27 protein-coding genes are annotated in these 23,471 nt (G+C 67.1%); 15 read left to right on the top strand and 12 right to left on the bottom strand.

Annotated features, from left to right (window positions below; translation table 11 throughout):
• Positions 1 to 50: 50 nt before the first annotated feature.
• From lpdA to mdh, 11 genes are all read right to left on the bottom strand, one after another.
• Positions 51 to 1,442 carry a dihydrolipoyl dehydrogenase gene (lpdA, locus tag AVJ23_RS02830; protein ID WP_058860613.1) on the bottom strand — a complete coding sequence of 464 codons (1,392 nt, stop codon included), beginning with the start codon at positions 1,440 to 1,442 and terminating at the stop codon, positions 51 to 53.
• A gap of 123 nt (positions 1,443 to 1,565) precedes the next feature.
• The gene (locus AVJ23_RS02825) at positions 1,566 to 1,964 is read right to left on the bottom strand and encodes an MAPEG family protein (RefSeq protein WP_058860612.1); all 399 of its coding nucleotides are present in this window, start codon (positions 1,962 to 1,964) and stop codon (positions 1,566 to 1,568) included.
• Entirely contained in the window at positions 1,961 to 2,260 is a 300-nt protein-coding gene (locus AVJ23_RS02820) for a hypothetical protein (protein WP_058860611.1), read from the bottom strand. Before AVJ23_RS02820 ends, AVJ23_RS02825 begins: the two co-directional genes overlap by 4 nt.
• Positions 2,257 to 3,249: a glycosyltransferase family 2 protein gene (locus AVJ23_RS23455; RefSeq protein ID WP_084794240.1), complete on the bottom strand. Its 993-nt coding sequence runs from the start codon at positions 3,247 to 3,249 to the stop codon at positions 2,257 to 2,259. Before AVJ23_RS23455 ends, AVJ23_RS02820 begins: the two co-directional genes overlap by 4 nt.
• Entirely contained in the window at positions 3,246 to 3,809 is a 564-nt protein-coding gene (locus AVJ23_RS02810; protein ID WP_058860609.1) for a hypothetical protein, read from the bottom strand. Before AVJ23_RS02810 ends, AVJ23_RS23455 begins: the two co-directional genes overlap by 4 nt.
• 136 nt (positions 3,810 to 3,945) lie before the next feature.
• The gene (gene odhB, locus AVJ23_RS02805; RefSeq protein WP_058860608.1) at positions 3,946 to 5,493 is read right to left on the bottom strand and encodes a 2-oxoglutarate dehydrogenase complex dihydrolipoyllysine-residue succinyltransferase; all 1,548 of its coding nucleotides are present in this window, start codon (positions 5,491 to 5,493) and stop codon (positions 3,946 to 3,948) included.
• Positions 5,494 to 5,539: 46 nt separating this feature from the next.
• Positions 5,540 to 8,506: a 2-oxoglutarate dehydrogenase E1 component gene (locus AVJ23_RS02800; RefSeq protein ID WP_058860607.1), complete on the bottom strand. Its 2,967-nt coding sequence runs from the start codon at positions 8,504 to 8,506 to the stop codon at positions 5,540 to 5,542.
• A gap of 281 nt (positions 8,507 to 8,787) precedes the next feature.
• Positions 8,788 to 9,669, bottom strand: a complete 882-nt coding sequence (gene sucD / locus AVJ23_RS02795) for a succinate--CoA ligase subunit alpha (protein WP_058860606.1) — start codon at positions 9,667 to 9,669, stop codon at positions 8,788 to 8,790.
• A gap of 12 nt (positions 9,670 to 9,681) precedes the next feature.
• Positions 9,682 to 10,011, bottom strand: coding sequence for a hypothetical protein (locus tag AVJ23_RS22740; protein ID WP_157772604.1), 330 nt, complete (start codon positions 10,009 to 10,011; stop codon positions 9,682 to 9,684).
• A gap of 4 nt (positions 10,012 to 10,015) precedes the next feature.
• The gene (sucC, locus tag AVJ23_RS02785; protein ID WP_058860604.1) at positions 10,016 to 11,209 is read right to left on the bottom strand and encodes an ADP-forming succinate--CoA ligase subunit beta; all 1,194 of its coding nucleotides are present in this window, start codon (positions 11,207 to 11,209) and stop codon (positions 10,016 to 10,018) included.
• 279 nt (positions 11,210 to 11,488) lie between these two features.
• Positions 11,489 to 12,451, bottom strand: coding sequence for a malate dehydrogenase (gene mdh, locus AVJ23_RS02780; protein ID WP_058860603.1), 963 nt, complete (start codon positions 12,449 to 12,451; stop codon positions 11,489 to 11,491).
• 160 nt (positions 12,452 to 12,611) lie between these two features.
• Here mdh and AVJ23_RS02775 point away from each other — a divergent pair, with 160 nt between their 5' ends.
• Positions 12,612 to 13,367 carry a sulfite exporter TauE/SafE family protein gene (locus tag AVJ23_RS02775; protein WP_058860602.1) on the top strand — a complete coding sequence of 252 codons (756 nt, stop codon included), beginning with the start codon at positions 12,612 to 12,614 and terminating at the stop codon, positions 13,365 to 13,367.
• Between the two features lie 63 nt (positions 13,368 to 13,430).
• Here AVJ23_RS02775 and AVJ23_RS02770 read toward each other — a convergent pair whose 3' ends face one another.
• The gene (locus tag AVJ23_RS02770; protein ID WP_058860601.1) at positions 13,431 to 13,751 is read right to left on the bottom strand and encodes a hypothetical protein; all 321 of its coding nucleotides are present in this window, start codon (positions 13,749 to 13,751) and stop codon (positions 13,431 to 13,433) included.
• Positions 13,752 to 14,038: 287 nt separating this feature from the next.
• Between AVJ23_RS02770 and AVJ23_RS02765 the strand changes: the two genes are divergently transcribed.
• From AVJ23_RS02765 to AVJ23_RS02705, 14 genes are all read left to right on the top strand, one after another.
• On the top strand, positions 14,039 to 14,887 hold the full coding sequence (locus AVJ23_RS02765; protein ID WP_058860600.1) for an HpcH/HpaI aldolase/citrate lyase family protein: 849 nt from the start codon (positions 14,039 to 14,041) through the stop codon (positions 14,885 to 14,887).
• Positions 14,888 to 14,923: 36 nt separating this feature from the next.
• Positions 14,924 to 15,469, top strand: a complete 546-nt coding sequence (locus AVJ23_RS02760) for an NnrU family protein (RefSeq protein ID WP_058860599.1) — start codon at positions 14,924 to 14,926, stop codon at positions 15,467 to 15,469.
• 4 nt (positions 15,470 to 15,473) lie between these two features.
• Positions 15,474 to 15,677 carry a DUF1737 domain-containing protein gene (locus AVJ23_RS02755; RefSeq protein ID WP_058860598.1) on the top strand — a complete coding sequence of 68 codons (204 nt, stop codon included), beginning with the start codon at positions 15,474 to 15,476 and terminating at the stop codon, positions 15,675 to 15,677.
• Positions 15,677 to 16,708, top strand: a complete 1,032-nt coding sequence (locus AVJ23_RS02750) for a MaoC family dehydratase (RefSeq protein ID WP_058860597.1) — start codon at positions 15,677 to 15,679, stop codon at positions 16,706 to 16,708. Before AVJ23_RS02755 ends, AVJ23_RS02750 begins: the two co-directional genes overlap by 1 nt.
• 126 nt (positions 16,709 to 16,834) lie before the next feature.
• Entirely contained in the window at positions 16,835 to 17,038 is a 204-nt protein-coding gene (locus AVJ23_RS02745) for a hypothetical protein (RefSeq protein WP_157772603.1), read from the top strand.
• Between the two features lie 261 nt (positions 17,039 to 17,299).
• Positions 17,300 to 17,689 (top strand): succinate dehydrogenase, cytochrome b556 subunit, encoded by a 390-nt coding sequence (sdhC, locus tag AVJ23_RS02740; protein WP_058860595.1) that lies wholly within the window; start codon positions 17,300 to 17,302, stop codon positions 17,687 to 17,689.
• Positions 17,690 to 17,700: 11 nt separating this feature from the next.
• Positions 17,701 to 18,072, top strand: coding sequence for a succinate dehydrogenase, hydrophobic membrane anchor protein (sdhD, locus tag AVJ23_RS02735; protein ID WP_058860594.1), 372 nt, complete (start codon positions 17,701 to 17,703; stop codon positions 18,070 to 18,072).
• Between the two features lie 105 nt (positions 18,073 to 18,177).
• Positions 18,178 to 19,980 carry a succinate dehydrogenase flavoprotein subunit gene (gene sdhA, locus AVJ23_RS02730; protein WP_058860593.1) on the top strand — a complete coding sequence of 601 codons (1,803 nt, stop codon included), beginning with the start codon at positions 18,178 to 18,180 and terminating at the stop codon, positions 19,978 to 19,980.
• Positions 19,980 to 20,294 (top strand): hypothetical protein, encoded by a 315-nt coding sequence (locus tag AVJ23_RS02725; protein WP_058860592.1) that lies wholly within the window; start codon positions 19,980 to 19,982, stop codon positions 20,292 to 20,294. Before sdhA ends, AVJ23_RS02725 begins: the two co-directional genes overlap by 1 nt.
• Positions 20,282 to 20,611, top strand: coding sequence for a hypothetical protein (locus AVJ23_RS02720; protein WP_240484497.1), 330 nt, complete (start codon positions 20,282 to 20,284; stop codon positions 20,609 to 20,611). The genes AVJ23_RS02725 and AVJ23_RS02720 overlap by 13 nt, the downstream gene beginning before the upstream one ends.
• A 9-nt stretch (positions 20,612 to 20,620) precedes the next feature.
• Positions 20,621 to 21,403 carry a succinate dehydrogenase iron-sulfur subunit gene (locus AVJ23_RS02715; protein ID WP_058860591.1) on the top strand — a complete coding sequence of 261 codons (783 nt, stop codon included), beginning with the start codon at positions 20,621 to 20,623 and terminating at the stop codon, positions 21,401 to 21,403.
• A 167-nt stretch (positions 21,404 to 21,570) separates the two neighbouring features.
• On the top strand, positions 21,571 to 21,702 hold the full coding sequence (locus AVJ23_RS23450) for a hypothetical protein (RefSeq protein ID WP_276203203.1): 132 nt from the start codon (positions 21,571 to 21,573) through the stop codon (positions 21,700 to 21,702).
• A 158-nt stretch (positions 21,703 to 21,860) separates the two neighbouring features.
• Complete coding sequence (locus tag AVJ23_RS02710) at positions 21,861 to 22,052, top strand: hypothetical protein (RefSeq protein ID WP_058860590.1); 192 nt, start codon at positions 21,861 to 21,863, stop codon at positions 22,050 to 22,052.
• A gap of 210 nt (positions 22,053 to 22,262) precedes the next feature.
• Positions 22,263 to 23,432: a type III PLP-dependent enzyme gene (locus AVJ23_RS02705; RefSeq protein ID WP_058860806.1), complete on the top strand. Its 1,170-nt coding sequence runs from the start codon at positions 22,263 to 22,265 to the stop codon at positions 23,430 to 23,432.
• Positions 23,433 to 23,471: the final 39 nt, after the last annotated feature.

Raw genomic sequence — 23,471 nt, 5'->3', positions numbered from 1 at the left:
TTGAGCGCCCGGCCCGAAGGGGCTGTTCCCCCGGGCCGGGCAGGTATTCGTCAGGAGTGGATCGGGCCGTCGCCGCAGGCCAGCGCCGCCTCGCGCACCGCTTCCGAGAAGGTCGGGTGCGCGTGGCAGGTCAGCGCGATGTCCTCGGCCGCGGCGCCGAATTCCATGCCTACGCAGATCTCGTGGATCAGGTCGCCGGCCATCGGTCCGATGATATGAGCGCCTAGGATGCGGTCGGTGTCCTTGTCGGCGAGGATCTTGACGAAGCCGTCAGCAGCGAAATTCGCCTTGGCCCGGCCATTGCCCATGAACGAGAACTTGCCGACCTTGTAGGCGCGGCCCTCTTTCTTGAGCTCTTCCTCGGTCTGGCCGACGCTGGCCACCTCGGGGGCGGTGTAGATCACGCTGGGGATCACGCCGTAATTCACGTGGCCATGCTTGCCGGCGATCACCTCGGCCGCGGCCATGCCCTCGTCCTCGGCCTTGTGGGCCAGCATCGGGCCGGCGATGCAGTCGCCGATGGCATAGATGCCGTCCACGTTGGTGCGCCACTGGCTGTCGGTCTTGATCATGCCGCGCTCGGTCTCGATCCCCAGCGCATCGAGGCCCAGCCCGTCGGTATAGGGGCGCCGCCCGGTCGCGACCAGCACGACATCGGCATCCACCGTCTCCTCGCTGTCATCCTTGCGGGTCTTGTAGGTGACCTTGGCCTTGGTCTTGGTCGCCTCGACCTTCGAGACCGCGGCACCCAGCGTGAAGGACAGGCCCTGTTTCTGCAGGATCTTCTGGAACTGGCGCGAGACCTCGGCATCCATGGTGGGGGTGATCGTGTCGAGATACTCGATCACCTGCACCTCGGCGCCCAGCCGGGCATAGACCGAGCCCATTTCCAGCCCGATCACGCCCGCGCCGATCACCACCAGCTTCTTGGGGATCTTGTTCAGCTCCAGCGCACCGGTCGAGGTGACCACGACCTTCTCGTCGATCTCGACCTCGGCGCCGGGGACCGAGGCCGCCTCGGAGCCGGTGGCGATGATGATCGACTTGGCGCCATGCACCTCGTCGCCGACCTTGACCTTGCCGGCCTCGGGGATGCTGCCCCAGCCCTTGAGCCAGTCGATCTTGTTCTTCTTGAACAGGAATTCGATCCCCTTGGTGTTCTGGCCGATCGTGTCCTCCTTGTAGGAGAGCATCTGCTTCCAGTCGACCGAGGGCGATTTGCCCTTCAGGCCCATCTTGGCAAAGTTGTGCTCGGCCTCGTGCAGCTGGTGGGTGGCATGCAGCAGCGCCTTGGAGGGGATGCAGCCCACGTTCAGGCAGGTGCCGCCCAGCGTCTCGCGGCCTTCCACGCAGGCGGTCTTGAGCCCCAGCTGCGCGCAGCGGATCGCCGCCACGTAGCCGCCGGGGCCGGAGCCGATGACGATCACGTCGTAATTTGCCATGTCAGTTTCCTTTCTTGATTGCGGGGCAGGGGAGGGCGCCAGCCCGGCGCCCCGCGGAGTTTGCGGCCACAAGACGGGCCGGGCAGGGGATTTGTCCAGAGCGGATATGTCCGGAACGGATGTTCATGCCAGCCCCCAGAGCAGCATGAGGCCGGTCGCGCCGAAGCCCGCCAGCCAGATCAGCGACCGCCACGGCGTCAGCCCCCAGTAATAGGCCGGCACGTAGAGGATGCGCGCGACGAGGTAGACCCCTGACAGCACGGCGGTCACGCCGTCGCCCTTGTCGGCATAGGTGATGACCATCACCGCGATGGCAAAGAGGATTAGCCCCTCGAAATGATTGTCGAGCGCGCGCACCAGCCGCGCCGTTTTGGGCGACAGCTGCGCCTGCAGGTCGCCCCCGTCGCGCGGGCCCAACGTCCTGTCGGTGCCCAACTCGCGGTTGGCGGGCACAGACATCAGCACGTATTGCACCATCTGCCACAGCGCGGCGAGGGCCAGGCAGGTCAGCTCGGGCGTCATGGCGCGCCCTCCCGCCCGCTTTCGACCCCCTGCAGGAAAGCGTGGCAATAGGGGCAGAGCCAGAGCGCGCCGTCGCGGAAGGCGCGGGGGTGGTTGTCGCCCCAGTCGCCATCCGAGATCCGCGCGGCGCAGCCTGCGCAGTCCGCGTGGCTGGCGCCCGCATCGTCAGCGTCGTAGCGCGTCCAGGCAAAGCCCGCGGCGCGCAGCGCCCCGGGCGTGCCCAGGGCCAGCGTCTCGCGCATCCGCGCAAGGCGGTCGGCCGGCGTGACGGGTGGGGGCGGGGGGATGCGGCTCATGCGGGGGCCTTTCGTGTCCAGGCGGCGCGCTGCGCGGGCGTCAGGACGGCGGCCTTGCGGGCGAGAAACCAGTCATGGCAGGCGCGCTCGCAGGCGGCCAGCGCCGGATCGGCCCGCCACGCGGCGATCTGCGCACGGATCTGCGGCACCAGTGACAGCATGCGCGTCTCCTCGACATCGTTGCGATTGGCCAGCCGGTGCCAGCGCGATCCCAGATGGTACTTGGTGTCGCCGGTCTTGCCCTGCCCGTTGCCACGGTCGTTCTTCATAAGGAAGACGTCCTCGGCGCGCAGCGCGTAGTGATAGACCTGCGCCCGGGCCGAGGCGGTCGCCGTGCCATGCGGCCGGTAGCGCGAGGTCGTCTCGGGCCAGAAGAGCGGCGCGTTGCGCAACGCCTTGCCGTCGGGGCGGATGACCAGCGGATCAGGCACCTGCGGCGCGCGCGGCATATGATCCGAAGCGCCGCCGAAACTGGCCACGCGGAACAGCGATTTGAACTTGGCCACGCCCGGCTCGGGCGCCGGCTCGGCGCGCGTGTTGCGCTCCAGCACGAGATCGCCGGGCGTCCAGTCGCGCAGCCCGCTGTCGCCGAAAGCGCGCCACGGCACAGCCACCACGTCGGCGCCCAGCCCCTCGACCCGGCGCAGGATCTCGGCCAGGTCGTCCTGCAGGATGGCCAGGAATTCGTCGCTGTCCAGATGCATGACAAAGGGGATGCCCTGATCGCGGCAGAGCGCCAGCACGTGATCCATGCCCGCATCCTGCGGCGCGGCCCCCGGCGGCACGGTCTGGCGCAGATGGGTCACGGCATCCAGCTGTGCCAGCCGGTCCAGCAGCGCGTCCGAGCCGTCGGTGACGTCATTGGTCACCACGATGACCGGGTCGAAGCCGATCAGCCGGTGATAGGCCACCCATTCCAGCACGAAGGGGCCCTCGTTGCGCATGCAGGCGGCCAGCGCCACGCGCGGCTGGGGAGCGGCGCCGCTCATGCCCGGGCCACCGCGTCGGCGATGCGGCTTGCGCGCAGGTCGAAACTGCCGATCCGCGCCGAGGGGTGCGGCGCTGGCACGTGGTCGATGCCGAAGGCGCGCAGCACGCGGGCCGAGTCCGTGCCGAGCGCGACGGGCCGGCGGCCCAGCAGCTCGTACTGGCCCACCGCTTTGAAACAGGCGCGCGCATGGGCCGGCGGAATGGTCGAGGAGCGCTTCGACACCAGCAAATGAAAGACCGGCGTGATGTAGATATCGGCACGCGCGAGGCCCAGCATTGCCAGCACCTTGTCGATCACCCGGTTGAACGGGTTGTCAGGCAGGTAGCCGGTGCGGCTCAGCTGCGCATGATGGCGCGCCGCCGAGGGCGCATCCAGCCAGTCCTTCGAGATCAGCATCGGCCCGGTCAGGTTGCCCGAGCTCATCTGGATGGGCGAGACATAGTCGCCGTCGAACCCGGCCTCGGCCAGCGTCGGGTAGCCCGGCAGGCGGAAGGCCCGCCGCCGCGCGACCGCGTCGCGATAGAGGGTCGCGGCCGATATGCAGGCACCGTCGCTCATGCCGCCGGCCGGTCCGACGGGGGCGCGCTGCACGCGATGCTGGTGGTCTTGACGGTCATGACAGCGCCCGTTCCCGGGAAGGGCAGGCGCGGTGTGCCGCGCCCGCCATGGGATGGGGGTCTTCCCCCACCGCCTCTTACAGGTCCATCAGCAGGCGACGCGGATCTTCCAGCGCTTCCTTGACGCGGACGAGGAAGGTCACCGCGCCCTTGCCGTCGACGATGCGGTGATCGTAGGACAGCGCGAGGTACATCATCGGGCGGATCTTGATCTCGCCGTTGATGACCATGGGCCGGTCCTGGATCTTGTGCATGCCGAGGATGCCGGATTGCGGCGGGTTGATGATCGGCGAAGACATGAGCGAGCCGTAGACACCGCCATTCGAGATGGTGAAGGTGCCGCCCTGCATTTCCGCCATGGACAGCTTGCCGTCGCGCGCGCGCTTGCCCTTCTCGTTGATCGCCTTCTCGATCTCGGCAAAGGACATGGCGTCGGCATCGCGGATCACCGGCACGACAAGGCCCTGCGGCGTGCCCGCGGCGATGCCCATATGCACGAAGTTCTTGTACACGATGTCGGTGCCGTCGATCTCGGCATTGACCTCGGGCACCTCTTTCAGGGCGTGGCAGCAGGCCTTGGTGAAGAAGGACATGAAGCCCAGGCGCACGCCGTGCTTCTTCTCGAACATGTCCTTGTACTGGCTGCGCAGCGCCATGACCTCGGTCATGTCCACCTCGTTGTAGGTGGTCAGGATCGCGGCGGTGTTCTGGGCGTCCTTGAGGCGGCGCGCGATGGTCTGGCGCAGACGGGTCATCTTGACCCGCTCCTCGCGCCCGGCATCCTCGGCGCTGACCGGGGCGCGCGGGGCCGGGGCGGGCGCGCTGGCCTGCGGCTGGGCCGAGGCGGCTGCCACGGCGCGCGAGACATCCTCCTTGGTGGCCCGCCCGTCACGGCCCGAGCCCTGCACCTGGTCGCGGCTGATGCCGGCCTCTGCCATGGCCTTCTCGGCCGCCGGGCCGTCCTTGATGTCCTTGCCCGGGCCGCCATCGCCGGCGGGGGGCTGTTCGTACTGCTTGCCGTTGGCGGCCTCGGCATTCTCCTGCGGGGCGGCGCCCTTGACCTCGCCATTGGAGGAGATCACCGCCAGCTTGGCATTGGCCTCGACCGTGGCGCCCTCGTCGGCGACGATCTCGGCCAGCGTGCCCGAGGCGGGCGAGGGCACCTCGACCGAGACCTTGTCGGTCTCGAGTTCGCAGAGCATCTCGTCCTGCGCAACGCTGTCGCCCACCTTCTTGAACCAGGTCGACACGGTCGCCTCGGAGACGGATTCGCCCAGCGTCGGCACCATCACGTCGGTCTGCGCGCCGCCCGCGGCCGGGGCGCTTTCCTGCGCCGGCGCGCTGTCGGGCTTGGCCTCCTTGGCCTTGGGCGCGGCGTCGCTGCCGCTGTCGCCTTCCGAGATATTGGCCAGCAGGGCGTCCACGCCCACCGTGTCGCCCTCGTTCGCGACGATGTCCGACAGGGTGCCGGCGGCGGGCGAGGGCACCTCCACCGTCACCTTGTCGGTCTCCAGCTCGCAGAGCATCTCGTCCACGGCCACCGTGTCGCCCGGCTTCTTGAACCACGTGGCCACGGTTGCCTCGGTCACGGATTCCCCAAGCGTGGGGACGCGCACTTCGGTCATTGTCTCAGTTCCCTTCTTGATACCCTGCGGCTTGGCTGCCCGAGGTTTAGTCGATGGTCAGCGCCTCGTTCACGAGCGCCTCTTGCTGTGCCTTGTGCTGGCTGGCCAGGCCCGTCGCCGGCGAGGCCGAGGTGGCGCGGCCGACATAGCGCGGGCGCGGATGCTTGGCGCCGATGCGGCCGAGGACCCATTCGATATTGGGCTCGATGAAGGACCACGCGCCCTGGTTCTTGGGCTCTTCCTGGCACCAGATCATCTCGGCCTGCGGGAAGCGTTCCAGCTCCTTCACCAGCGCCAGCGCCGGGAAGGGGTAGAACTGCTCGACCCGCAGCAGGTAGACATCGTCCAGCCCGCGCGCGTCGCGTTCCTCCAGCAGGTCGTAATAGACCTTGCCCGAGCACATCACCACGCGCTTGATCTCGGAGTCGGGCTTCAGCTTGGTATCGCTCTCGCCCGAATCCGCGCTGTCCCACAGCACCCGGTGGAAAGAGGAGCCGGTGACGAAATCCTTCAGCTCGGAGACGCAGAGCTTGTGGCGCAGCAGCGATTTCGGCGTCATCAGCATCAGCGGCTTGCGGAAGCTGCGATGCAGCTGGCGGCGCAGGATGTGGAAGTAGTTGGCCGGGGTCGAGCAGTTCGCCACGATCCAGTTGTCCTGCCCGCACATCTGCAGGAAGCGTTCCAGCCGGGCCGAGCTGTGCTCCGGGCCCTGGCCCTCGAAGCCGTGCGGCATCAGGCAGACAAGGCCCGACATGCGCAGCCACTTGCTTTCACCCGACGAGATGAACTGGTCGAACATGATCTGCGCGCCGTTGGCGAAATCGCCGAACTGCGCCTCCCACAGGGTCAGCGCGTTGGGCTCGGCCAGCGAGTAGCCGTATTCGAAGCCCAGCACCGCGTATTCGCTCAGCGCGCTGTCGATCACCTCGAACCGGGCCTGCCCCTCGCGGATGTTGTTCAGCGGGTAGTAGCGATCCTCGGTATTCTGGTCGATGAAGGCCGAATGGCGCTGGCTGAACGTGCCGCGGGTGCTGTCCTGCCCGGCCAGGCGGACCGGGTAGCCTTCCAGCTGCAGCGAGCCGAAGGCCATCGCCTCGGCCGTGGCCCAGTCGAAGCCCTCGCCGCTTTCGAACATCTTGCCGCGCGTCTCGACGAGGCGCTGCACCGTGCGGTGCATGGCAAAGCCCTCGGGCGCCCGGGTCAGCGCGGTGCCGATCGACTTGGCGGTCTCCTCGCTGATCGCGGTCTTGCCGCGCTGGTACTTGCCCTCTTTCTGCTTGTCGAGATGGCTCCACCGGCCATCCAGCCAGTCGGCCTTGTTGGGCTTGTAGTTCTTGCCGGCCTCGAACTCTTCGTTCAGATGGGCCTGGAAGGCGGCTTTCATGTCCTCGATCTCGCCCTCGGGGATCAGCCCGTCCTTGACCAGCCTTTCGGTATAGAGCGACAGCGTGGTCTTCTGCTGCTTGATCTTCTTGTACATGATCGGGTTGGTGAACATGGGCTCATCGCCCTCGTTATGCCCGAACCGGCGATAGCAGAAGATGTCCAGCACCACGTCCTTGCCGAATTTCTGGCGGAACTCGGTGGCCACCTTGGCGGCATGGACCACGGCCTCGGGGTCGTCGCCGTTGACGTGGAAGATCGGCGCCTCGACCACCAGCGCGTTGTCGGTGGGGTAGGGCGAGGAGCGCGAGAAATGCGGCGCCGTGGTAAAGCCGATCTGGTTGTTCACGACGATATGCATGGTGCCGCCGGTGCGATGCCCGCGCAGACCCGACAGCGCGAAGCATTCCGCCACCACGCCCTGGCCGGCAAAGGCCGCGTCGCCATGCAGCAGCACCGGCATCACCGCCGTGCGCTCGCTGTCCTTCAGCTGGTCCTGCTTGGCGCGCACCTTGCCCAGCACCACCGGGTTCACCGCCTCGAGATGGCTGGGATTGGCGGTCAGCGACAGGTGCACCGGGTGGCCGTCGAATTCCCGGTCGGAAGAGGCGCCGAGGTGGTATTTCACGTCGCCCGAGCCGTCCACGTCATCGGGCTTGAAGCTGCCGCCCTGGAATTCGTTGAAGATCGCCTTGTAGGGCTTGTTCATCACGTTGGCGAGCACCGACAGGCGGCCGCGATGCGGCATGCCGATGACGATCTCCTTGAGGCCGAGGTTGCCGCCGCGCTTGATGATCTGCTCCATCGCGGGGATCAGGCTTTCGCCGCCGTCGAGACCGAACCGCTTGGTGCCCATGTACTTGACGTGCAGGAACTTCTCGAAGCCCTCGGCCTCGACCATCTTGTTCAGGATCGCCTTGCGCCCCTCGCGGGTGAACTTGACCTCCTTGCCGTAGCCCTCGATCCGCTCCTTCAGCCAGGCCGACTGCTCGGGGTCCGAGATGTGCATGTACTGCAGCGCGAAGGTGCCGCAATAGGTGCGCTTGACGATGCTGACGATCTCGCGCAGCGACGCGATCTGCAGGCCCAGCACGTTGTCAATGAAGATCGGCCGGTCCATGTCGGCCTCGGTGAAGCCGTAGGATTTCGGATCCAGCTCGGGGTGGTTCGAGGTGTCGCGCAGCCCCAGCGGGTCGAGATCGGCCGCCAGGTGGCCGCGGATCCGGTAGGCGCGGATGATCATCAGCGCGCGGATGCTGTCCAGCACGGCGCGCTGCACCTGGTCGTCGCTGACCTTGACGCCGGTCTCCTCGGCCTTCTCGCGGATCTTGTTGGCCGCGCCCTTCGCCTCGGCGGGCACCATGGGCATCGGCCAGTCGCCGGTCAGCGCGCCGGTCAGGTCGTCATCGGGCGTTGGCGGCCAGTCGGCGCGCGCCCAGCTGGGCCCCTGCGCCTCCTTCTTGACGTCCATGTCCTCGTCGCCGAGCTGACGGAAGAAATCCGCCCAGGCCGCGTCGACCGCGTTCGGATCGGCGGCATAGCGGGCATACATCTGCTCGAGATACTCGGCATTGTGCCCCTGCATGAAGCTCGAGGCGTGGAACAGGTCATTGGGGGATTGGTCAGTCATGAGCGTTCCTTTCCGCAGGGGATCAATCCGGGGGGCGCAACTTGATGGATATAGGGGACGGTCCGGCGCGCGTCACCCGGCGCGGTATGGCAAGCATGGCCGGGCAGGCGTGTCGGGTGGTTGGCACCGCGGCCGGTCGGCGGGCCGTCCGGCCAGCGCCCGCTTGGCCCTGCTCCCGAACCACCGGTGACATCCGATCCCGCCGCCTGCATGGCAGGCAGCGGGGCGATCATGGATGCCAGGGCCCTCGGGCGATGGGCTGACGCGGACATGGCGATCGTTTACCCGATCGCCTTCATCACGGCCTCGCCCAGCGTGGCGGGGCTGTCGGCGACGACGATTCCGGCGGATTTCATCGCCTCGATCTTGTCCTCGGCGCCGCCCTTGCCGCCCGCGACGATGGCGCCGGCATGGCCCATGCGGCGGCCCGGAGGGGCGGTGCGGCCTGCGATGAAGCCGGCGGTGGGCTTCCAGCGGCCCTTCTTCTTCTGCTCGGCCAGGAACTCGGCCGCGTCTTCCTCGGCCGAGCCGCCGATCTCGCCGATCATGATGATCGCCTCGGTCTCGTCATCGTCGAGGAACATGTCCAGCACGTCGATATGCTCGGTCCCCTTGATCGGGTCGCCGCCGATGCCCACGGCCGAGGACTGGCCCAGGCCCATGTCGGAGGTCTGCTTGACCGCCTCGTAGGTGAGCGTGCCCGAGCGCGACACGACGCCGACCTTGCCGCGCTTGTGGATGTGGCCGGGCATGATGCCGATCTTGCAGGCGTCGGGCGTGATGACGCCGGGGCAGTTCGGCCCGATCAGCCGGCTGGCGCTGCCTTCGAGCGCGCGCTTGACGCGCATCATGTCCAGCACCGGGATGCCCTCGGTGATGCAGACGATCAGTTCCATCCCGGCATCGATCGCCTCGAGGATCGAATCCGCGGCGAAGGGCGGCGGCACGTAGATGACGGAGGCATTGGCCTCGGTCACGTGCCGGGCCTCGTGGACCGAGTTGAAGACCGGCAGGCCGAGATGCTCGGTCCCGCCCTTCCCGGGGGTCACGCCGCCGACCATCTTGGTGCCGTAGGCAATCGCTTGCTCGGAGTGGAAGGTACCCTGCGAGCCGGTCAGGCCCTGACAGATGACTTTGGTGTTCTCATTGACGAGGACGGCCATTTTCGTTGGCTCCTATTTGATTTGCTTTTCGGGCTGTGCAGCGACACGCCAGACATGCCTGCGCACAAGACCCGCCAAAAACTTCGCTCCCGCAGCCAGCGCGAGGACCAGCAGCCCAAGCACCAGAAGGTAGATGATCACGAATGTTCCGAAGACCGGCACGGGGGTCAGGATGTTGCGCAGCACGACCAGTGCCAGCAGCGCCATTTGCGCCCATGCCACGTATCGCACCCACTCAGGTTTGCCGGCTGCAATCAGCAGCACACAAGGACCGATCAGCAGGCCGAGAGCGGCCGCGAGGATCCAATCCTGACCCGGGGTCGTGGGAACGGGAGAGAACACGAACCTATCCCTTGACCGCCTTCACGATCTTCTCGGCCCCGTCGGAGAGGTTGTCGGCGGCGATGACGTTCAGGCCGGAGGTGTTGATGATCTCCTTGCCCTTCTCGACATTCGTGCCCTCGAGGCGCACCACCAGCGGCACCTGCAGGCCGACTTCCTTGACCGCGGCGACCACGCCCTCTGCGATCACGTCGCAGCGCATGATGCCGCCGAAGATGTTGACCAGGATGCCTTTGACGTTGGGGTCCGAGGTGATGATCTTGAACGCCTCGGTCACCTTCTCCTTGGTGGCGCCGCCGCCCACGTCGAGGAAGTTGGCCGGCTCGGCCCCGTAGAGCTTGATGATGTCCATGGTCGCCATGGCCAGGCCCGCGCCGTTCACCATGCAGCCAATCTCGCCGTCCAGCGCGATGTAGTTCAGGTCGTACTTGGAGGCCGCCAGTTCCTTGGGGTCTTCCTCGGTCTCGTCGCGCAGCGCGGCGATGTCGGCATGGCGGTAGATCGCGTTGCCGTCAAAGCCCATCTTGGCGTCGAGGCATTTCAGGTCCCCCTCGTCGGTGACGATCAGGGGGTTGATCTCGAGCATCTCCATGTCCTTGTCGAGGAACAGCTTGTAGAGCGTGCCCATCAGCGCCACGCATTGCTTCACCTGCTTGCCGGTCAGGCCGAGGTTGAAGGCGATGCGGCGGCCGTGGAAGGCCTGGTAGCCGGTGGCCGGGTCGATCGAGAAGGACAGGATCTTCTCGGGGGTCTTCTCGGCCACTTCCTCGATATCCATGCCGCCCTCGGTCGAGGCCACGAAAGAGACGCGGCTGGTCACGCGGTCGACCAGCAGGGCGAGGTACATCTCGGTCTGGATGCCCGAGCCGTCCTCGATATAGATGCGGTTGACCTGCTTGCCGGCCGGGCCGGTCTGCTTGGTCACCAGCGTGCGGCCCAGCATGCGCTTGGCCTCCATCTCGGCCTCTTCCACCGACTTGGCCAGCCGCACGCCGCCCTTGTCGCCGGCATCGGCCTCCTTGAAGCTGCCCTTGCCGCGCCCGCCGGCGTGGATCTGCGCCTTGACGACCCAGAGCGGTCCATCCATTTCCCCGGCTGCGGTCTTGGCTTCGTCGGCCTTGAGCACGACGCGGCCATCTGACACCGGCGCTCCGTATTCGCGCAACAGCGCCTTGGCCTGGTATTCGTGGATATTCATGGGTCGTCTGTCCCCGTTCTGCTTCGGATTGGCGCGATTTAGGCCGGTCTGCAGGCGGAGGTTAAATGAAAACTTGCGGCGGATGCAAATTTCCGCCGGATTTGGGGCATTTGTGATCACAGCTTTCCGACGTGTGATCACAAGCCTCCCGACTGTTAGCGCAGAGACCGTCGCGCCCCGTGCCGAACCCCGAGTCGCCCCGGGCGCGCGCAGCCCCGTGCCAGACAAAAAAAGCCCCGGCGCGGGGCCGGGGCTTTGCAGTCATCTTCGGGGATGGCCTCAGGCCAGGGTTTCGTCGATGCCCTTGCAGGCCTCGACCAGGCCCTTCACCGCGCCCACCGAGTGGTCGAACATCGCCTGCTCGTCCTTGGTCATCTTGATGTCGACAATCCGCTCGATCCCGCCGGCGCCGATCACCGTGGGCACGCCCACGTAGAAGCCGTCGAGGCCGAACTGGCCGTCGCAATAGGCCGCGCAGGGCAGCACGCGCTTCTGGTCCTTGAGATAGGCCTCGGCCATCTCGATCGCGGAGGTGGCCGGCGCGTAATAGGCCGAGCCGGTCTTGAGCAGGCCGACGATCTCGGCGCCGCCGTCACGGGTGCGCTGCACGATGGCGTCCAGCTTCTCCTGCGTGGTCCAGCCCATCTTGACCAAGTCGGGCAGCGGAATGCCGGCCACGGTCGAGTAGCGCGTCAGCGGCACCATCGTGTCGCCATGCCCGCCCAGCACGAAGGCGGTCACGTCCTTCATGGAGACGTCGAATTCGAGGCTGAGGAAATGGCGGAAGCGCGCGCTGTCCAGCACGCCGGCCATGCCGCAGACCTTGGCATGGGGCAGGCCCGAGAATTCGCGCAGGGCCCAGACCATCGCGTCCAGCGGGTTGGTGATGCAGATCACGAAGGCATCGGGCGCGTTGTCGCGGATGCCTTCGCCCACGGCCTTCATGACCTTGAGGTTGATGCCCAGCAGGTCGTCGCGGCTCATGCCAGGCTTGCGCGGCACGCCTGCGGTGACGATGCAGACATCCGCACCGGCGATGTCGGCATAGTCCTGCGTGCCCTTCAGCCGCGCGTCGAAGCCCTCGGAGGGGCCGGACTCGGCGATGTCGAGCGACTTGCCCTCGGGGATGCCCTCGGCGATGTCGAACATGACGACGTCGCCCAGTTCCTTCATTGCTGCAAGATGGGCAAGGGTGCCGCCAATCTGTCCCGCGCCGATCAGGGCGATCTTGGGTCTGGCCATGGATTTGATCTCCGGTCCTTCGTGAATTTGCCCGTTGGCGTAAGCCTTCGCGACGCCCCGCGCAAGAGTGCGGCGGCGCGGCATCGTCACCTGTTAGGGCTATCGCCTGTGCATTCAACAGGATAAACGCAGCCCTGCGCACGGAATAAAGGGGGCGCGGGTGGAGCTGTTCAGCCTTTCGGTCTTTGCATTGACCATCCCGGCGGTGATTTTCGCCGGCATTTCCAAGGGGGGCTTCGGCTCGGGCGTTGCCTTTGCCAGCGCCTCGATTCTGGCGCTGATGCTGGAGCCGGGGGTGGCGCTGGGGCTGATGCTGCCGCTGCTGATGCTGATCGACGTGACCAGCCTGCCGGCCTACTGGCGCAAGTGGGACTGGCCGGCGGCGCGGATCCTGCTGCTGGGCGGGGTGCCGGGCACGGTGCTGGGCGCGCTGTTCTACGCCTGGGCCGATGCGGACACGATCCGGCTGATCATCGGCATGGTGGCGCTGTCCTTCGTCGCCTGGCAATTCGCCACGGCGCGCGGGCTGATCCGGCTGGGCACGCGGCGGGCCGGGCCGGTGACCGGGCTGACCGGCGGGCTGGGGCTGGGCTTCACCAGCTTCGTCAGCCATGCCGGCGGGCCGGTGGCGGCGGTGTTCCTGCTGGGGCAGGGGCTGGCCAAGACCACCTACCAGGCGACCACGGTGCTGGTCTTCTGGGCGGTCAACCTGTTCAAGGCGGGCTTCTATGGGGGCATGGGGATCTTCACGCGCGAGACGCTGATGATGGATCTGGCGCTGGCGCCCTTTGCCGTGCTGGGCACGTGGCTGGGCATCAAGGCGCATCACTACGTGTCCGAGCGCGTCTTCTTCGCGATCACCTACGTGGCGCTGACGCTGACCGGGCTGCGGCTGGTCTGGGTCGCGCTGACCTGAGGTGCCCCGTGCCGGCAGGCGGAAGGCGTTCGGCCCTCCGCCGACGTTTTCAGGCCCGACTGCTCAGGCCGGGTCGCCCTTGGGTGGCAGCGCGTCGGCCAGTTCCTCGAAGGCCTGGCCGCTGGCGACAAGGCAGGTCATGCCGTTGGTCAGGGTCACCGTGATCGTCCACGAGCCCGACTCGGGCGAGGCAAAGACCTCCATCACCGCGTTGTTGCTGCCCAGCCCCATGCTCTGGCGCGTCTCGCCATAGGTAATGGCCAGCCGTTCGACCACGGCGGCGCGCGGGGCGCAGTGGCGCAGCTGTTGTGCATCGACCAGCGTGGCGGCCCCCAGCACCAGGCCCGCCGAGAGCAGGCCGAGTTTCACGAAATTCTCCGTCATGTCGTCACCTTCCGGTTTGGCCCCGGGGATGGTCCCGGGGGCGGTTCGGTCCCCTCTGAGGCGGCGCGCCGGCCCTGTGCCCGCGTGCCCCGGCCGGTCCGCCGGCCATGGGTCAAGCTTCCGTCCATGCCGGTTCCGATCCGGTTAACGCGCCGCGCGGTGGCGGCCGGCTGGTGCCGGGATTGCCCGAATTGCGGGCAAATTCTGCGATGCGGCAAATTTCGGGTTGAACATTCCTGCAAAAATGGCCACCCATGCGCAACAAAGTTACCCTATCGGAGGCTGTCATGGATCTGCGCACGCGCCCCTACCGCTCGGTTCTCTACATTCCCGGCTCGAAGGAGCGCGCACTGGAAAAGGCCCGCACCCTGCCCGTGGACGCGATCATCTTCGATCTCGAGGACGCGGTGACGCCCTCCGAGAAGGCCGCCGCGCGTGACACGCTGGCGCGCGCGCTGGCCGAGGACTATGGCAAGCGCACGCGGATCGTGCGGATCAACGCGCTGGACACCGAGTGGGGCGCCGAGGATGCCCGCGCCGTGGCCGCCATGGACTGCGACGCGGTGCTGCTGCCCAAGGTCGAGGGGCCCGAACATCTCGACGCGTTGGCCGCGCTGTGCGACAAGCCGCTCTGGGCGATGATGGAGACGCCCGCCGCCATGCTGAACGCCGCCGCCATCGCCGCGCATCCGCGGCTGCAGGGGCTCGTCATGGGCACCAACGATCTTGCCAAGGACCTCAACACCCGGTTCCGCGCCGATCGCCTGCCCATGATGACCGGTCTGGGCCTGTGCCTTCTGGCCGCCAAGGCGCATGGCGCGGTGATCGTCGACGGGGTCTACAACGCCTTCAAGGATGACGAGGGCCTGAAAGCGGAATGCGCTCAGGGCCGCGACATGGGCATGGATGGCAAGACGCTGATCCACCCCGCGCAGGTCGACATCGCCAACGCGGCCTTCGCCCCCTCCGAGGCCGAGATCGACCTCGCGCAGCGCCAGATCGACGCCTTCCGCGCCGCCGAGGCCGAGGGGCAGGGCGTCGCCGTGGTCGATGGCAAGATCGTCGAGAACCTGCACGTGGACACCGCCCGCAAGACGCTGGCCAAGGCCGAGGCCATTGCGGCGCTGGCGGAATAGCGACAGGGTCGCGCCAGCACAGCCAGGGAGAAAGCCATGCTGATCTTGATTCTCGGTGTCCTGCTCTGGGCGGGCGCGCATTTCTTCAAGCGGTTCGCGCCGGCGCAGCGCGCGCAGATGGGCGACAAGGGCAAGGGGCTGATCGCCGCCGCCATCGGGGTCAGTATCCTGCTCATGATCATCGGCTATCGCATGGCCGACGGGGCCTTCTTCTGGGGCCGTCACCCGGCCACGGTGGGCATCAACAACCTTGCCATCCTGATCGCGATCTACCTGATGAGCCCGGCCGCCAAGAAGGGCAAGCTGCTGGCCGGGATGCGTCACCCGATGCTGACGGGCTTTGCGCTCTGGGCCGGCGCGCACCTGCTGGTCAATGGCGACGTGCCCTCCTTCATCCTCTTCGGCGGTCTGCTGGCCTGGGCGCTGGCCGAGATCGTCATCATCAACCGGGCCGAGCCGGACTGGACCCCGCGCGAACCGGGGCCGATTGCCAAGGACGCGATGTTCTTGGCCGCCAGCGTCGTGCTGCTCTTGGCCATCGGTTGGGTCCACGGTCTGCTCGGCTACCCAGCATTCGGATAAGCTCATGAAACTCTATCGCTTTCTCACCGCCGACGACACGTCTGCCTTCTGCCACAAGGTCACTGCCGCGCTGAACGCGGGCTGGGAGCTGCACGGCGCGCCGACTTACGCCTTCGACGCCGCCAACGGCGTCATGCGTTGCGGGCAGGCCGTGGTGAAGGAGGCCCCGGGCGCCTACAGCCCCGACCTCAAGCTGGGAGAGCAGTGATGGGCACCAAAACCAACCCGGGCCGCTTCTTCGAGGATTATCGTGTGGGCCAGGTGATCGACCACGCGGTGCCGCGCACCGTCTCGGGGGGCGAGCGGGCGCTCTACCACGCGCTCTACCCGGCAAGGCATGCGCTCTATTCCTCGGACGCCTTCGCGCAGGCCTGCGGATTGCCGGCCGCGCCGATCGACGACCTCGCGGCCTTCCACCTTGTCTTCGGCAAGACGGTGCCGGACGTCTCGCTGAACGCCGTGGCGAACCTGGGCTATGCCGAGGGGCGCTGGCTGCGCCCGGTCTGGCCCGGCGACACGCTGCGCGCCTCCTCCGAGGTGATCGGGCTCAAGCAGAATTCCAATGGCAAGACCGGCGTGGTCTATGTGCGCACGCGCGGACTCAACCAGCGCGATGAGGCGGTGCTGGAATATTGCCGCTGGGTCATGGTGCGCAAGCGCGACGCCGAGGCCCCCGCGCCCGAGACGGTGCTGCCCGAGCTGAAAAAGGCGCTGGCGCCCGAGGATCTGGTCATTCCCGAGGGGCTCGACTTCACCGGCTACGATTTCACCCTGGCGGGTGAGCCGCATCGCTGGAGCGATTACGAGATCGGCGAGACCATCGACCACGTGGACGGCGTGACGGTGGAAGAGGCCGAGCACATGATGGCGACGCGGCTCTGGCAGAACACGGCCAAGGTGCATTTCGACCTCAGCTTCCGCCCCGAGGGGCGACTGATCTATGGCGGGCACGTGATCTCGCTGGCGCGCGCGCTCAGCTTCAACGGTCTGGCAAATGCGCAGATGGTGGTCGGGCTTAACGGCGGCGCCCATGCCGGGCCTTGCTTTGCCGGGGACACGGTCAAGGCCTGGTCCGAGGTGCTGGACAAGGCCGACACGCCGGCTCCCGGGGTCGGGGCGTTGCGGCTGCGGCTGGTCGCGAACAAAGACGGTGCGCCCTTCGATCTGCGGGGCGAGGACGGGCGCTACCTGCCCGGGGTGCTGCTGGATCTCGACATCTGGGTGCTGATTCCGAAATGACCGGGCAAGCCGGACGTTGCGTCCGGTGATGCGGCTGACACGAAGACGGGGCTTGGCGCGCCGGTCAGGGTTCCGTATCCTTCTGCCTGGGGAGAGGAACGACCGCACCAGTACAGGGAGACGCACATGACACGTCCAGCCTTGCCCTCGGCACCCGATGATCTTCTGGCCATCCCGGCCGAGCAGATGCCCGACACCATGCGCGGATTGATCCGCAACAAGGCGCTGACCCCGCTGATGGCGCGAATCCACCGCGATCTGCGCTCCGAGGACCCGGCCCTGCGCCAGCAAGGCAGCCTTGCCCTGCGGCACATGGGTTTTCCCGAGTGACAGGGCACGGGCGGCCGTCCGGCGCTCTGGTGTCCCCTTTTCCTGACAGAATCCGTGGGTCGGCGCAGCGCGCCGGCCCTTTGCGTTTCAGGCCCGCGCTGTTAGCGAAACCATGTGATCACACGTTGCAAGTGCGTGATCACAAATCTTGATTTTTCCCGAATTGCGCCAAAAAACCGCGCCATTTCAGGCGCGCCGCGCGTGACAGGCGGATAAAATGAAGTAGAACCAGTACAAACGGACCACGACAAGGAAAGCCCAATGCCCGACGTGAACCGCGGCAACCGCCCGCTTTCGCCCTTCATGATCGGCCAGTACTACCGGCCGCAACTGACCTCCGTCACCTCGATCCTGACCCGCATCACTGGCAACGCGCTGCTGATCGGCGCGCTGATGGTGATCTGGTGGCTGCTCGCCGCGGCGACCTCGGAGGAGTATTTCCGCACGGCCAATGCCGTCCTGACCTCGGGCTTCGGCGACCTGGTGCTGTTCGGCTCGCTCTGGGCGCTGTGGTACCACACGCTGGCGGGCATCCGGCACCTGGTCTGGGACAACGCGCAGATGCTGGAGCTCGAGCGCGCCGAGAAGCTGGGCTGGGGCGTCGTGTTCGGCTCGGTCATCCTGACCATCGTCACCGTCATCATCATCTGAGGAGGCCGACCATGGCATTTCTGACCGATCGCAAGCGCGCCGTTGGCTGGGGCTCCGCGAAATCCGGGACCGAGCATTTCTGGGCGATGAAGAAGAGCTCGGTGGCGCTGCTCATCCTCGTGCCGCTCTTCGTCTTCACCTTCGGGCCGGCGCTGGGCGGCACCTACGAAGAGATCCTCGCCTATTACGCGCGGCCCTTCCCGGCGATCGTGGCGGCGCTGACGATCCTCGTGGGCTTTCACCATTTCAACATGGGTGTGCAGGTATTGATCGAGGACTATGTGCACGGCCTGTGGGAAAAGATCCTGATCCTTCTGATGACCTGCGTCAGCTACGGCGCAGCGGCGGTGGGCATCTTCGCCATCGCCAAGCTGGCGCTCTGACAGACCACAACCGCGGGAGCGCAGGTCGGCCGTGACCGCGCTTCTGCCATGGCCGCGCCTTCCGGACGGGAATGCCGGCCCGCACGAGACACGAGGCTGAGGAACATGGCTGCATACGAATACGAAACCCACGATTACGACGTCGTGGTGGTGGGCGCCGGGGGCGCCGGCCTGCGGGCCACGCTGGGCATGGCAGAGCAGGGGCTGCGCACCGCCTGCGTGACCAAGGTCTTCCCGACCCGCTCGCACACCGTCGCCGCGCAGGGCGGCATTGCCGCATCGCTGTCCAACATGGGCCCGGACAACTGGCAGTGGCACATGTACGACACGGTCAAGGGATCCGACTGGCTGGGCGACACCGACGCGATGGAGTACCTCGCGCGCGAGGCGCCCAAGGCGGTGTATGAGCTCGAGCATTATGGCGTGCCCTTCTCGCGCACCGAAGAGGGCAAGATCTACCAGCGTCCCTTCGGCGGCCACACGACCGAGTTCGGTGAGGGCCCGCCGGTGCAGCGGACCTGTGCCGCGGCCGACCGGACCGGCCACGCCATCCTGCACACGCTTTACGGCCAGTCGCTCAAGCAGCAGGCCGAGTTCTACATCGAATATTTCGCCATCGACCTGCTGATGGAGAATGGCGAGTGCAAGGGCGTGCTGTGCTGGAAACTCGATGACGGCACCTTCCACGTGTTCAACGCCAAGATGGTCGTGCTGGCCACCGGCGGCTACGGCCGCGCCTATTTCTCGGCCACCTCGGCGCATACCTGCACCGGTGACGGTGGCGGCATGGTGGCCCGTGCGGGCCTGCCGCTGCAGGATATGGAATTCGTGCAGTTCCACCCGACCGGCATCTACGGCTCGGGCTGCCTTATCACCGAAGGCGCGCGCGGCGAGGGCGGCTACCTGACGAACTCCGAGGGCGAGCGCTTCATGGAGCGCTATGCGCCCACCTACAAGGACCTCGCGCCGCGTGACTATGTCAGCCGCTCGATGACCATGGAGATCCGCGAGGGCCGCGGCGTGGGCGCCGAAGGCGACCACATCCACCTCAACCTGTCGCACCTGCCGGCCGAGGCGCTGGCCGAACGGCTGCCCGGCATCTCGGAATCCGCCAAGATCTTTGCCGGGGTCGACGTCACCAAGGAGCCGATCCCGGTCCTGCCCACGGTGCATTACAACATGGGCGGCATCCCGACCAATTACTGGGGCGAGGTGCTGAACCCGACCGAGAGCGATCCCAACGCCATCGTGCCGGGCCTGATGGCCGTGGGCGAGGCGGGCTGCGCCAGTGTGCACGGCGCCAACCGGCTGGGCTCGAACTCGCTGATCGACCTCGTGGTCTTCGGCCGCGCCGCCGCGATCCGCGCCGGCAAGGTGGTCAACCCCGAGACGGCCGTGCCGACGGCGCCGGCCGACCAGATCGACCGCGCCTTCGACCGGTTCGACGGGCTGCGCCACGCCAAGGGCACCGTGCCCACGGCCGAGCTGCGGCTGGAGATGCAGAAGACCATGCAGCGCGACGCCGCCGTCTTCCGCACCGCCAAGACCATGGCCGAGGGCGTGACCGCGATGACCGCGATCGCGGGCAAGATGGACGACATTCAGGTCTCGGATCGCAGCCTTGTCTGGAACTCGGACCTTATGGAGACGCTGGAGCTGACCAACCTGATGCCCAACGCGCTGGCCACGATCGTCAGCGCCGAGGCGCGCAAGGAAAGCCGCGGCGCCCATGCGCATGAAGATCACGCCGAGCGCGACGACGAGACGTGGCGGGTGCACACGATTGCCACTGTCGACAAGGCCAAGGTCGACCTGAGCTATCGTCCGGTGATTACCGACCCGCTCACCAACGAGGACGAGGGCGGCATCGCGCTGAAAAAGATCGCCCCCAAGGCGAGGACCTTCTGATGCGCACTGCCCTTTTCACCGCCGCGGCGCTCTGCGTCGCGGGCCTGTCGGCCCAGGCCGGCGGTCACCTGCCGGTCACACAGTCCTGCGAGGCACAGGCCCATGCCTATGCCTATGACGGGTCCAAATCGGGCTATGCCGCGCGCTACCGCGCGGCGCTGGCGCAATGCACGAACTCGGCACGCTACTACAACGGCCCTGTCGACTACCGGCAGCGCCGGTACAAGGTGCCGGTCATCGTGACCTCGGGCAGCTATGGCTGCTATCCGGGGGCGCCGCGCATGTATCGGGGCACGCTCTATTGCCTCGACTGATCCGGCCCGCGCTTGGCACGGCGCTTCTGGCCCTCGGGCTGGCGGCCTGTTCGCCGCAGGCGCAGGACCGCATCACGCGCGACGCGGCCCGCGCCACGCTGACACGGGTGGTCACCGACCGCTATCCGGCCCTGCCGGTCGAGCCGGCCATCGACTGCCTGATCGACAATGCCAGCGCCGTGCAGATCCGCGCACTCGCCGCCGATGCCGTGCTGGGCCCGACCGAAGGCACGATCGAGATCGTCAGCCAGATCGTCTCGAAACCCGAAACCCTGACCTGCCTGGCCGCCGAAGGCCTGCCCGCCCTGCTTCGATAGGAGAGAGAGATGGTTCAGTTCACGCTCCCAAAGAATTCCAAGATCCGCACCGGCAAGACCTGGCCCAAGCCCGAGGGCGCCAAGAAGACGCGCAAGTTCCAGATCTACCGCTGGAACCCCGATGACGGCGAGAATCCCCGGGTCGACACCTATTTCGTCGACATGGAGACCTGCGGGCCGATGGTCCTGGACGCGCTGATCAAGATCAAGAACGAGATCGACCCGACCCTGACCTTCCGCCGGTCCTGCCGCGAGGGGATCTGCGGCTCTTGCGCGATGAATATCGACGGGATCAACACGCTGGCCTGCATCTACGGGCTGGACGAGATTTCCAGCGCCGAGGTCAAGATCTACCCGCTGCCGCACATGCCGGTGGTCAAGGACCTGATCCCGGACCTGACGCATTTCTACGCCCAGCATGCCAGCATCATGCCGTGGCTGGAGACCAAGACCAACCGGCCGGCCAAGGAGTGGAAGCAGTCCATCGAGGATCGCAAGAAGCTGGACGGGCTTTATGAATGCGTGATGTGCGCGTCCTGCTCGACCGCCTGCCCGTCCTACTGGTGGAATGGCGACCGCTATCTTGGACCGGCCGCGCTGCTGCATGCCTATCGCTGGATCATCGACAGCCGCGACGAGGCCACGGGCCAGCGGCTGGACCAGCTGGAGGATCCGTTCAAGCTCTATCGCTGCCACACGATCATGAACTGCACCAAGACCTGCCCCAAGGGTCTGAACCCGGCCAAGGCGATTGCCGAGATCAAGAAGATGATGGTGGAACGCGCCGTCTGAGATCGCCATCCGCGGTGTGACAGGGCCCCGGAACCGATGGTTCCGGGGCTTTTTCATGGGGTTGTGATGGGCTCATGCCGGACATGCAGCCGTGCCCATGTCGCGGCACGACGCATGATCTATCTGCTGCGTCGGGGAGGGAATTCAGAGACGGAAAGACCACGCAGATGAACATCCAGAGCAGCCGCAAGGCACGCGCCGCCCGCGAGGCGCTGGCAGAGGCCTGGGCCTATTACACCCCCGCGCCATGCCCCCCGTTCGAGAGCCCGGCCTACGAGGCCGCGGCGGACTGGGCCTGATCCGACGGAGCGCGCCCTGCGGGCGCGCGCAGGATCCCTCGTCCTTGCGCCTCCGGCGCCGTCCTCGAGCGCAAACGGCCCCGTGACGCGCCGGGGAGCAGGGCAGGGGGAACCCCGGCGCCTTGCCCGCGGCGCCGCTTCGCCATAGGTCATGCGGCATGCTTGTGATCGTCGGGCTGGTCGTGGCCTTCATCCTCATCGCGGTCTTTTCGAACCGCGCCACGCGCAATTGCCGCTGGCGGGAATACCCGCAGGGAGACCAGAGCCGCTGGACCTGCATCCATTGCGGCGCCGAGACGCGCGGACCGCGCGGAAAGACCCCGCAGCGATGCCTGCGCGACACGGGCTGAGCCCCGGCCGGGATAATCCGTGCCGCGCCGCGAAAACCCCTTGCACGACTCGGGCCAAGCCGCCATATGCGCGCCCATAGACGCCAACGCACGCGCCTCTGTCGCAAGGGACGCCCCCTAAGGTTACGCAGCGACGGTAACGTCTCCCCTTGGAACTGAGCGGTCTCATGCCGGGAAACCGGACATGGCCGGGTCTGACTGGAGATGACCATGAATGCTTTCGTGACCGGGCTTGCCGCCCGCGAGTCCGCATCCTTTTCGCGCGCCGAGGCGCATATCCTGACGCATCATTTCGACCGGCCGACGCTGGTCATCGACACCACGCAGGTCGCCCGGCAATATGCCGCGCTGGCCCAGGGGCTGGGCCGTGCGCGCATCCATTATGCCGTCAAGGCGAACCCCGCGCCGGGCATCCTGTCCACGCTGGTCGAGGCAGGCTCGCATTTCGATGCCGCCTCGCGGGCCGAGATCGAGATGTGCCTGGCCGCCGGCGCGCGCCCCGACCAGATCAGCTTTGGCAACACGGTCAAGAAGGTGTCGGACATCGCCTGGGCGCATGGCGCGGGGCTGACCCTGTTCGCCGCCGATGCCGAGGACGAGTTGGACAAGATCGCCCGCCACGCGCCGGGGGCCGAGGTCTATATCCGGCTGATCGTCGAGGCGTCGCAGGCCGACTGGCCGCTGTCGCGCAAGTTCGGCTGCGCGCCGTCCAAGGCGCTGTGGCTGATGGAGCGGGCCCGCGCGCTGGGGCTGCAGCCGGTGGGGCTGAGCTTCCATGTCGGCTCGCAGACCCGGCAGGCCTCCATGTGGGCGCCGGTGCTCGACCAGGTGGCCGAGGTCTGGCACGCCGCGCAAGACGCCGGGTTCGGGCTGAGCCTGCTGAACATCGGCGGCGGCTTTCCCGCCTTCTACGGGCAGGAGGTGCAGGCGCCCACGCTCTATGCCGCCGAGGTGATGCGGCTGGTGAGCGAGCGCTTCGGCGCCGTGGCCCATGTCATGGCCGAGCCGGGTCGCGGGCTGGTGGCCGAGGCGGGTGCGATCTCGGCCGAGGTGCTGCTGGTGGCGCGCAAGTCGGCCAATGACCTGCATCGCTGGGTGTACCTGGATATCGGCAAGTTCTCGGGGCTGGCCGAGACCATCGACGAGGCGATCCGCTACCAGTTCGTCACGCCGCGCGATGCCGAGCCGACCGGGCCTTGCATCCTGGCCGGGCCGTCCTGCGACAGCGCCGATGTGCTCTATGAACAGCACCCGGTGCAGCTGCCGCTGGGGCTGGCCTCGGGCGACCGCATCCTGATCCGCAATTGCGGCGCCTATACCTCGACCTATGCCTCGGTCGGGTTCAACGGCTTCCCGCCGCTGGACGTGGTCGAGCTCTGACCCGGCAGGCGCGCCCCCCGCGGGGGCGCGTTTTTTCGT

It is taken from the genome of Pseudoponticoccus marisrubri, assembly GCF_001482405.1.
GTDB classification, from domain to species: Bacteria; Pseudomonadota; Alphaproteobacteria; order Rhodobacterales; family Rhodobacteraceae; genus Pseudoponticoccus; species Pseudoponticoccus marisrubri.
This window is presented reverse-complemented; position numbering and strand designations above follow the sequence as displayed.

What these genes read in the sequence shown, in the direction of transcription:
- lpdA (WP_058860613.1), bottom strand. Translation starts at nt 1,442, where the DNA reads ATGGCAAATTACGACGTGATCGTCATCGGCTCCGGCCCCGGCGGCTAC.
- AVJ23_RS02825 (WP_058860612.1), bottom strand. Translation starts at nt 1,964, where the DNA reads ATGACGCCCGAGCTGACCTGCCTGGCCCTCGCCGCGCTGTGGCAGATG.
- AVJ23_RS02820 (WP_058860611.1), bottom strand. Translation starts at nt 2,260, where the DNA reads ATGAGCCGCATCCCCCCGCCCCCACCCGTCACGCCGGCCGACCGCCTT.
- AVJ23_RS23455 (WP_084794240.1), bottom strand. Translation starts at nt 3,249, where the DNA reads ATGAGCGGCGCCGCTCCCCAGCCGCGCGTGGCGCTGGCCGCCTGCATG.
- AVJ23_RS02810 (WP_058860609.1), bottom strand. Translation starts at nt 3,809, where the DNA reads ATGAGCGACGGTGCCTGCATATCGGCCGCGACCCTCTATCGCGACGCG.
- odhB (WP_058860608.1), bottom strand. Translation starts at nt 5,493, where the DNA reads ATGACCGAAGTGCGCGTCCCCACGCTTGGGGAATCCGTGACCGAGGCA.
- AVJ23_RS02800 (WP_058860607.1), bottom strand. Translation starts at nt 8,506, where the DNA reads ATGACTGACCAATCCCCCAATGACCTGTTCCACGCCTCGAGCTTCATG.
- sucD (WP_058860606.1), bottom strand. Translation starts at nt 9,669, where the DNA reads ATGGCCGTCCTCGTCAATGAGAACACCAAAGTCATCTGTCAGGGCCTG.
- sucC (WP_058860604.1), bottom strand. Translation starts at nt 11,209, where the DNA reads ATGAATATCCACGAATACCAGGCCAAGGCGCTGTTGCGCGAATACGGA.
- mdh (WP_058860603.1), bottom strand. Translation starts at nt 12,451, where the DNA reads ATGGCCAGACCCAAGATCGCCCTGATCGGCGCGGGACAGATTGGCGGC.
- AVJ23_RS02770 (WP_058860601.1), bottom strand. Translation starts at nt 13,751, where the DNA reads ATGACGGAGAATTTCGTGAAACTCGGCCTGCTCTCGGCGGGCCTGGTG.
- AVJ23_RS02765 (WP_058860600.1), top strand. Translation starts at nt 14,039, where the DNA reads ATGGATCTGCGCACGCGCCCCTACCGCTCGGTTCTCTACATTCCCGGC.
- AVJ23_RS02760 (WP_058860599.1), top strand. Translation starts at nt 14,924, where the DNA reads ATGCTGATCTTGATTCTCGGTGTCCTGCTCTGGGCGGGCGCGCATTTC.
- AVJ23_RS02755 (WP_058860598.1), top strand. Translation starts at nt 15,474, where the DNA reads ATGAAACTCTATCGCTTTCTCACCGCCGACGACACGTCTGCCTTCTGC.
- AVJ23_RS02750 (WP_058860597.1), top strand. Translation starts at nt 15,677, where the DNA reads ATGGGCACCAAAACCAACCCGGGCCGCTTCTTCGAGGATTATCGTGTG.
- AVJ23_RS02745 (WP_157772603.1), top strand. Translation starts at nt 16,835, where the DNA reads ATGACACGTCCAGCCTTGCCCTCGGCACCCGATGATCTTCTGGCCATC.
- sdhC (WP_058860595.1), top strand. Translation starts at nt 17,300, where the DNA reads ATGCCCGACGTGAACCGCGGCAACCGCCCGCTTTCGCCCTTCATGATC.
- sdhD (WP_058860594.1), top strand. Translation starts at nt 17,701, where the DNA reads ATGGCATTTCTGACCGATCGCAAGCGCGCCGTTGGCTGGGGCTCCGCG.
- sdhA (WP_058860593.1), top strand. Translation starts at nt 18,178, where the DNA reads ATGGCTGCATACGAATACGAAACCCACGATTACGACGTCGTGGTGGTG.
- AVJ23_RS02725 (WP_058860592.1), top strand. Translation starts at nt 19,980, where the DNA reads ATGCGCACTGCCCTTTTCACCGCCGCGGCGCTCTGCGTCGCGGGCCTG.
- AVJ23_RS02715 (WP_058860591.1), top strand. Translation starts at nt 20,621, where the DNA reads ATGGTTCAGTTCACGCTCCCAAAGAATTCCAAGATCCGCACCGGCAAG.
- AVJ23_RS23450 (WP_276203203.1), top strand. Translation starts at nt 21,571, where the DNA reads ATGAACATCCAGAGCAGCCGCAAGGCACGCGCCGCCCGCGAGGCGCTG.
- AVJ23_RS02710 (WP_058860590.1), top strand. Translation starts at nt 21,861, where the DNA reads ATGCTTGTGATCGTCGGGCTGGTCGTGGCCTTCATCCTCATCGCGGTC.
- AVJ23_RS02705 (WP_058860806.1), top strand. Translation starts at nt 22,263, where the DNA reads ATGAATGCTTTCGTGACCGGGCTTGCCGCCCGCGAGTCCGCATCCTTT.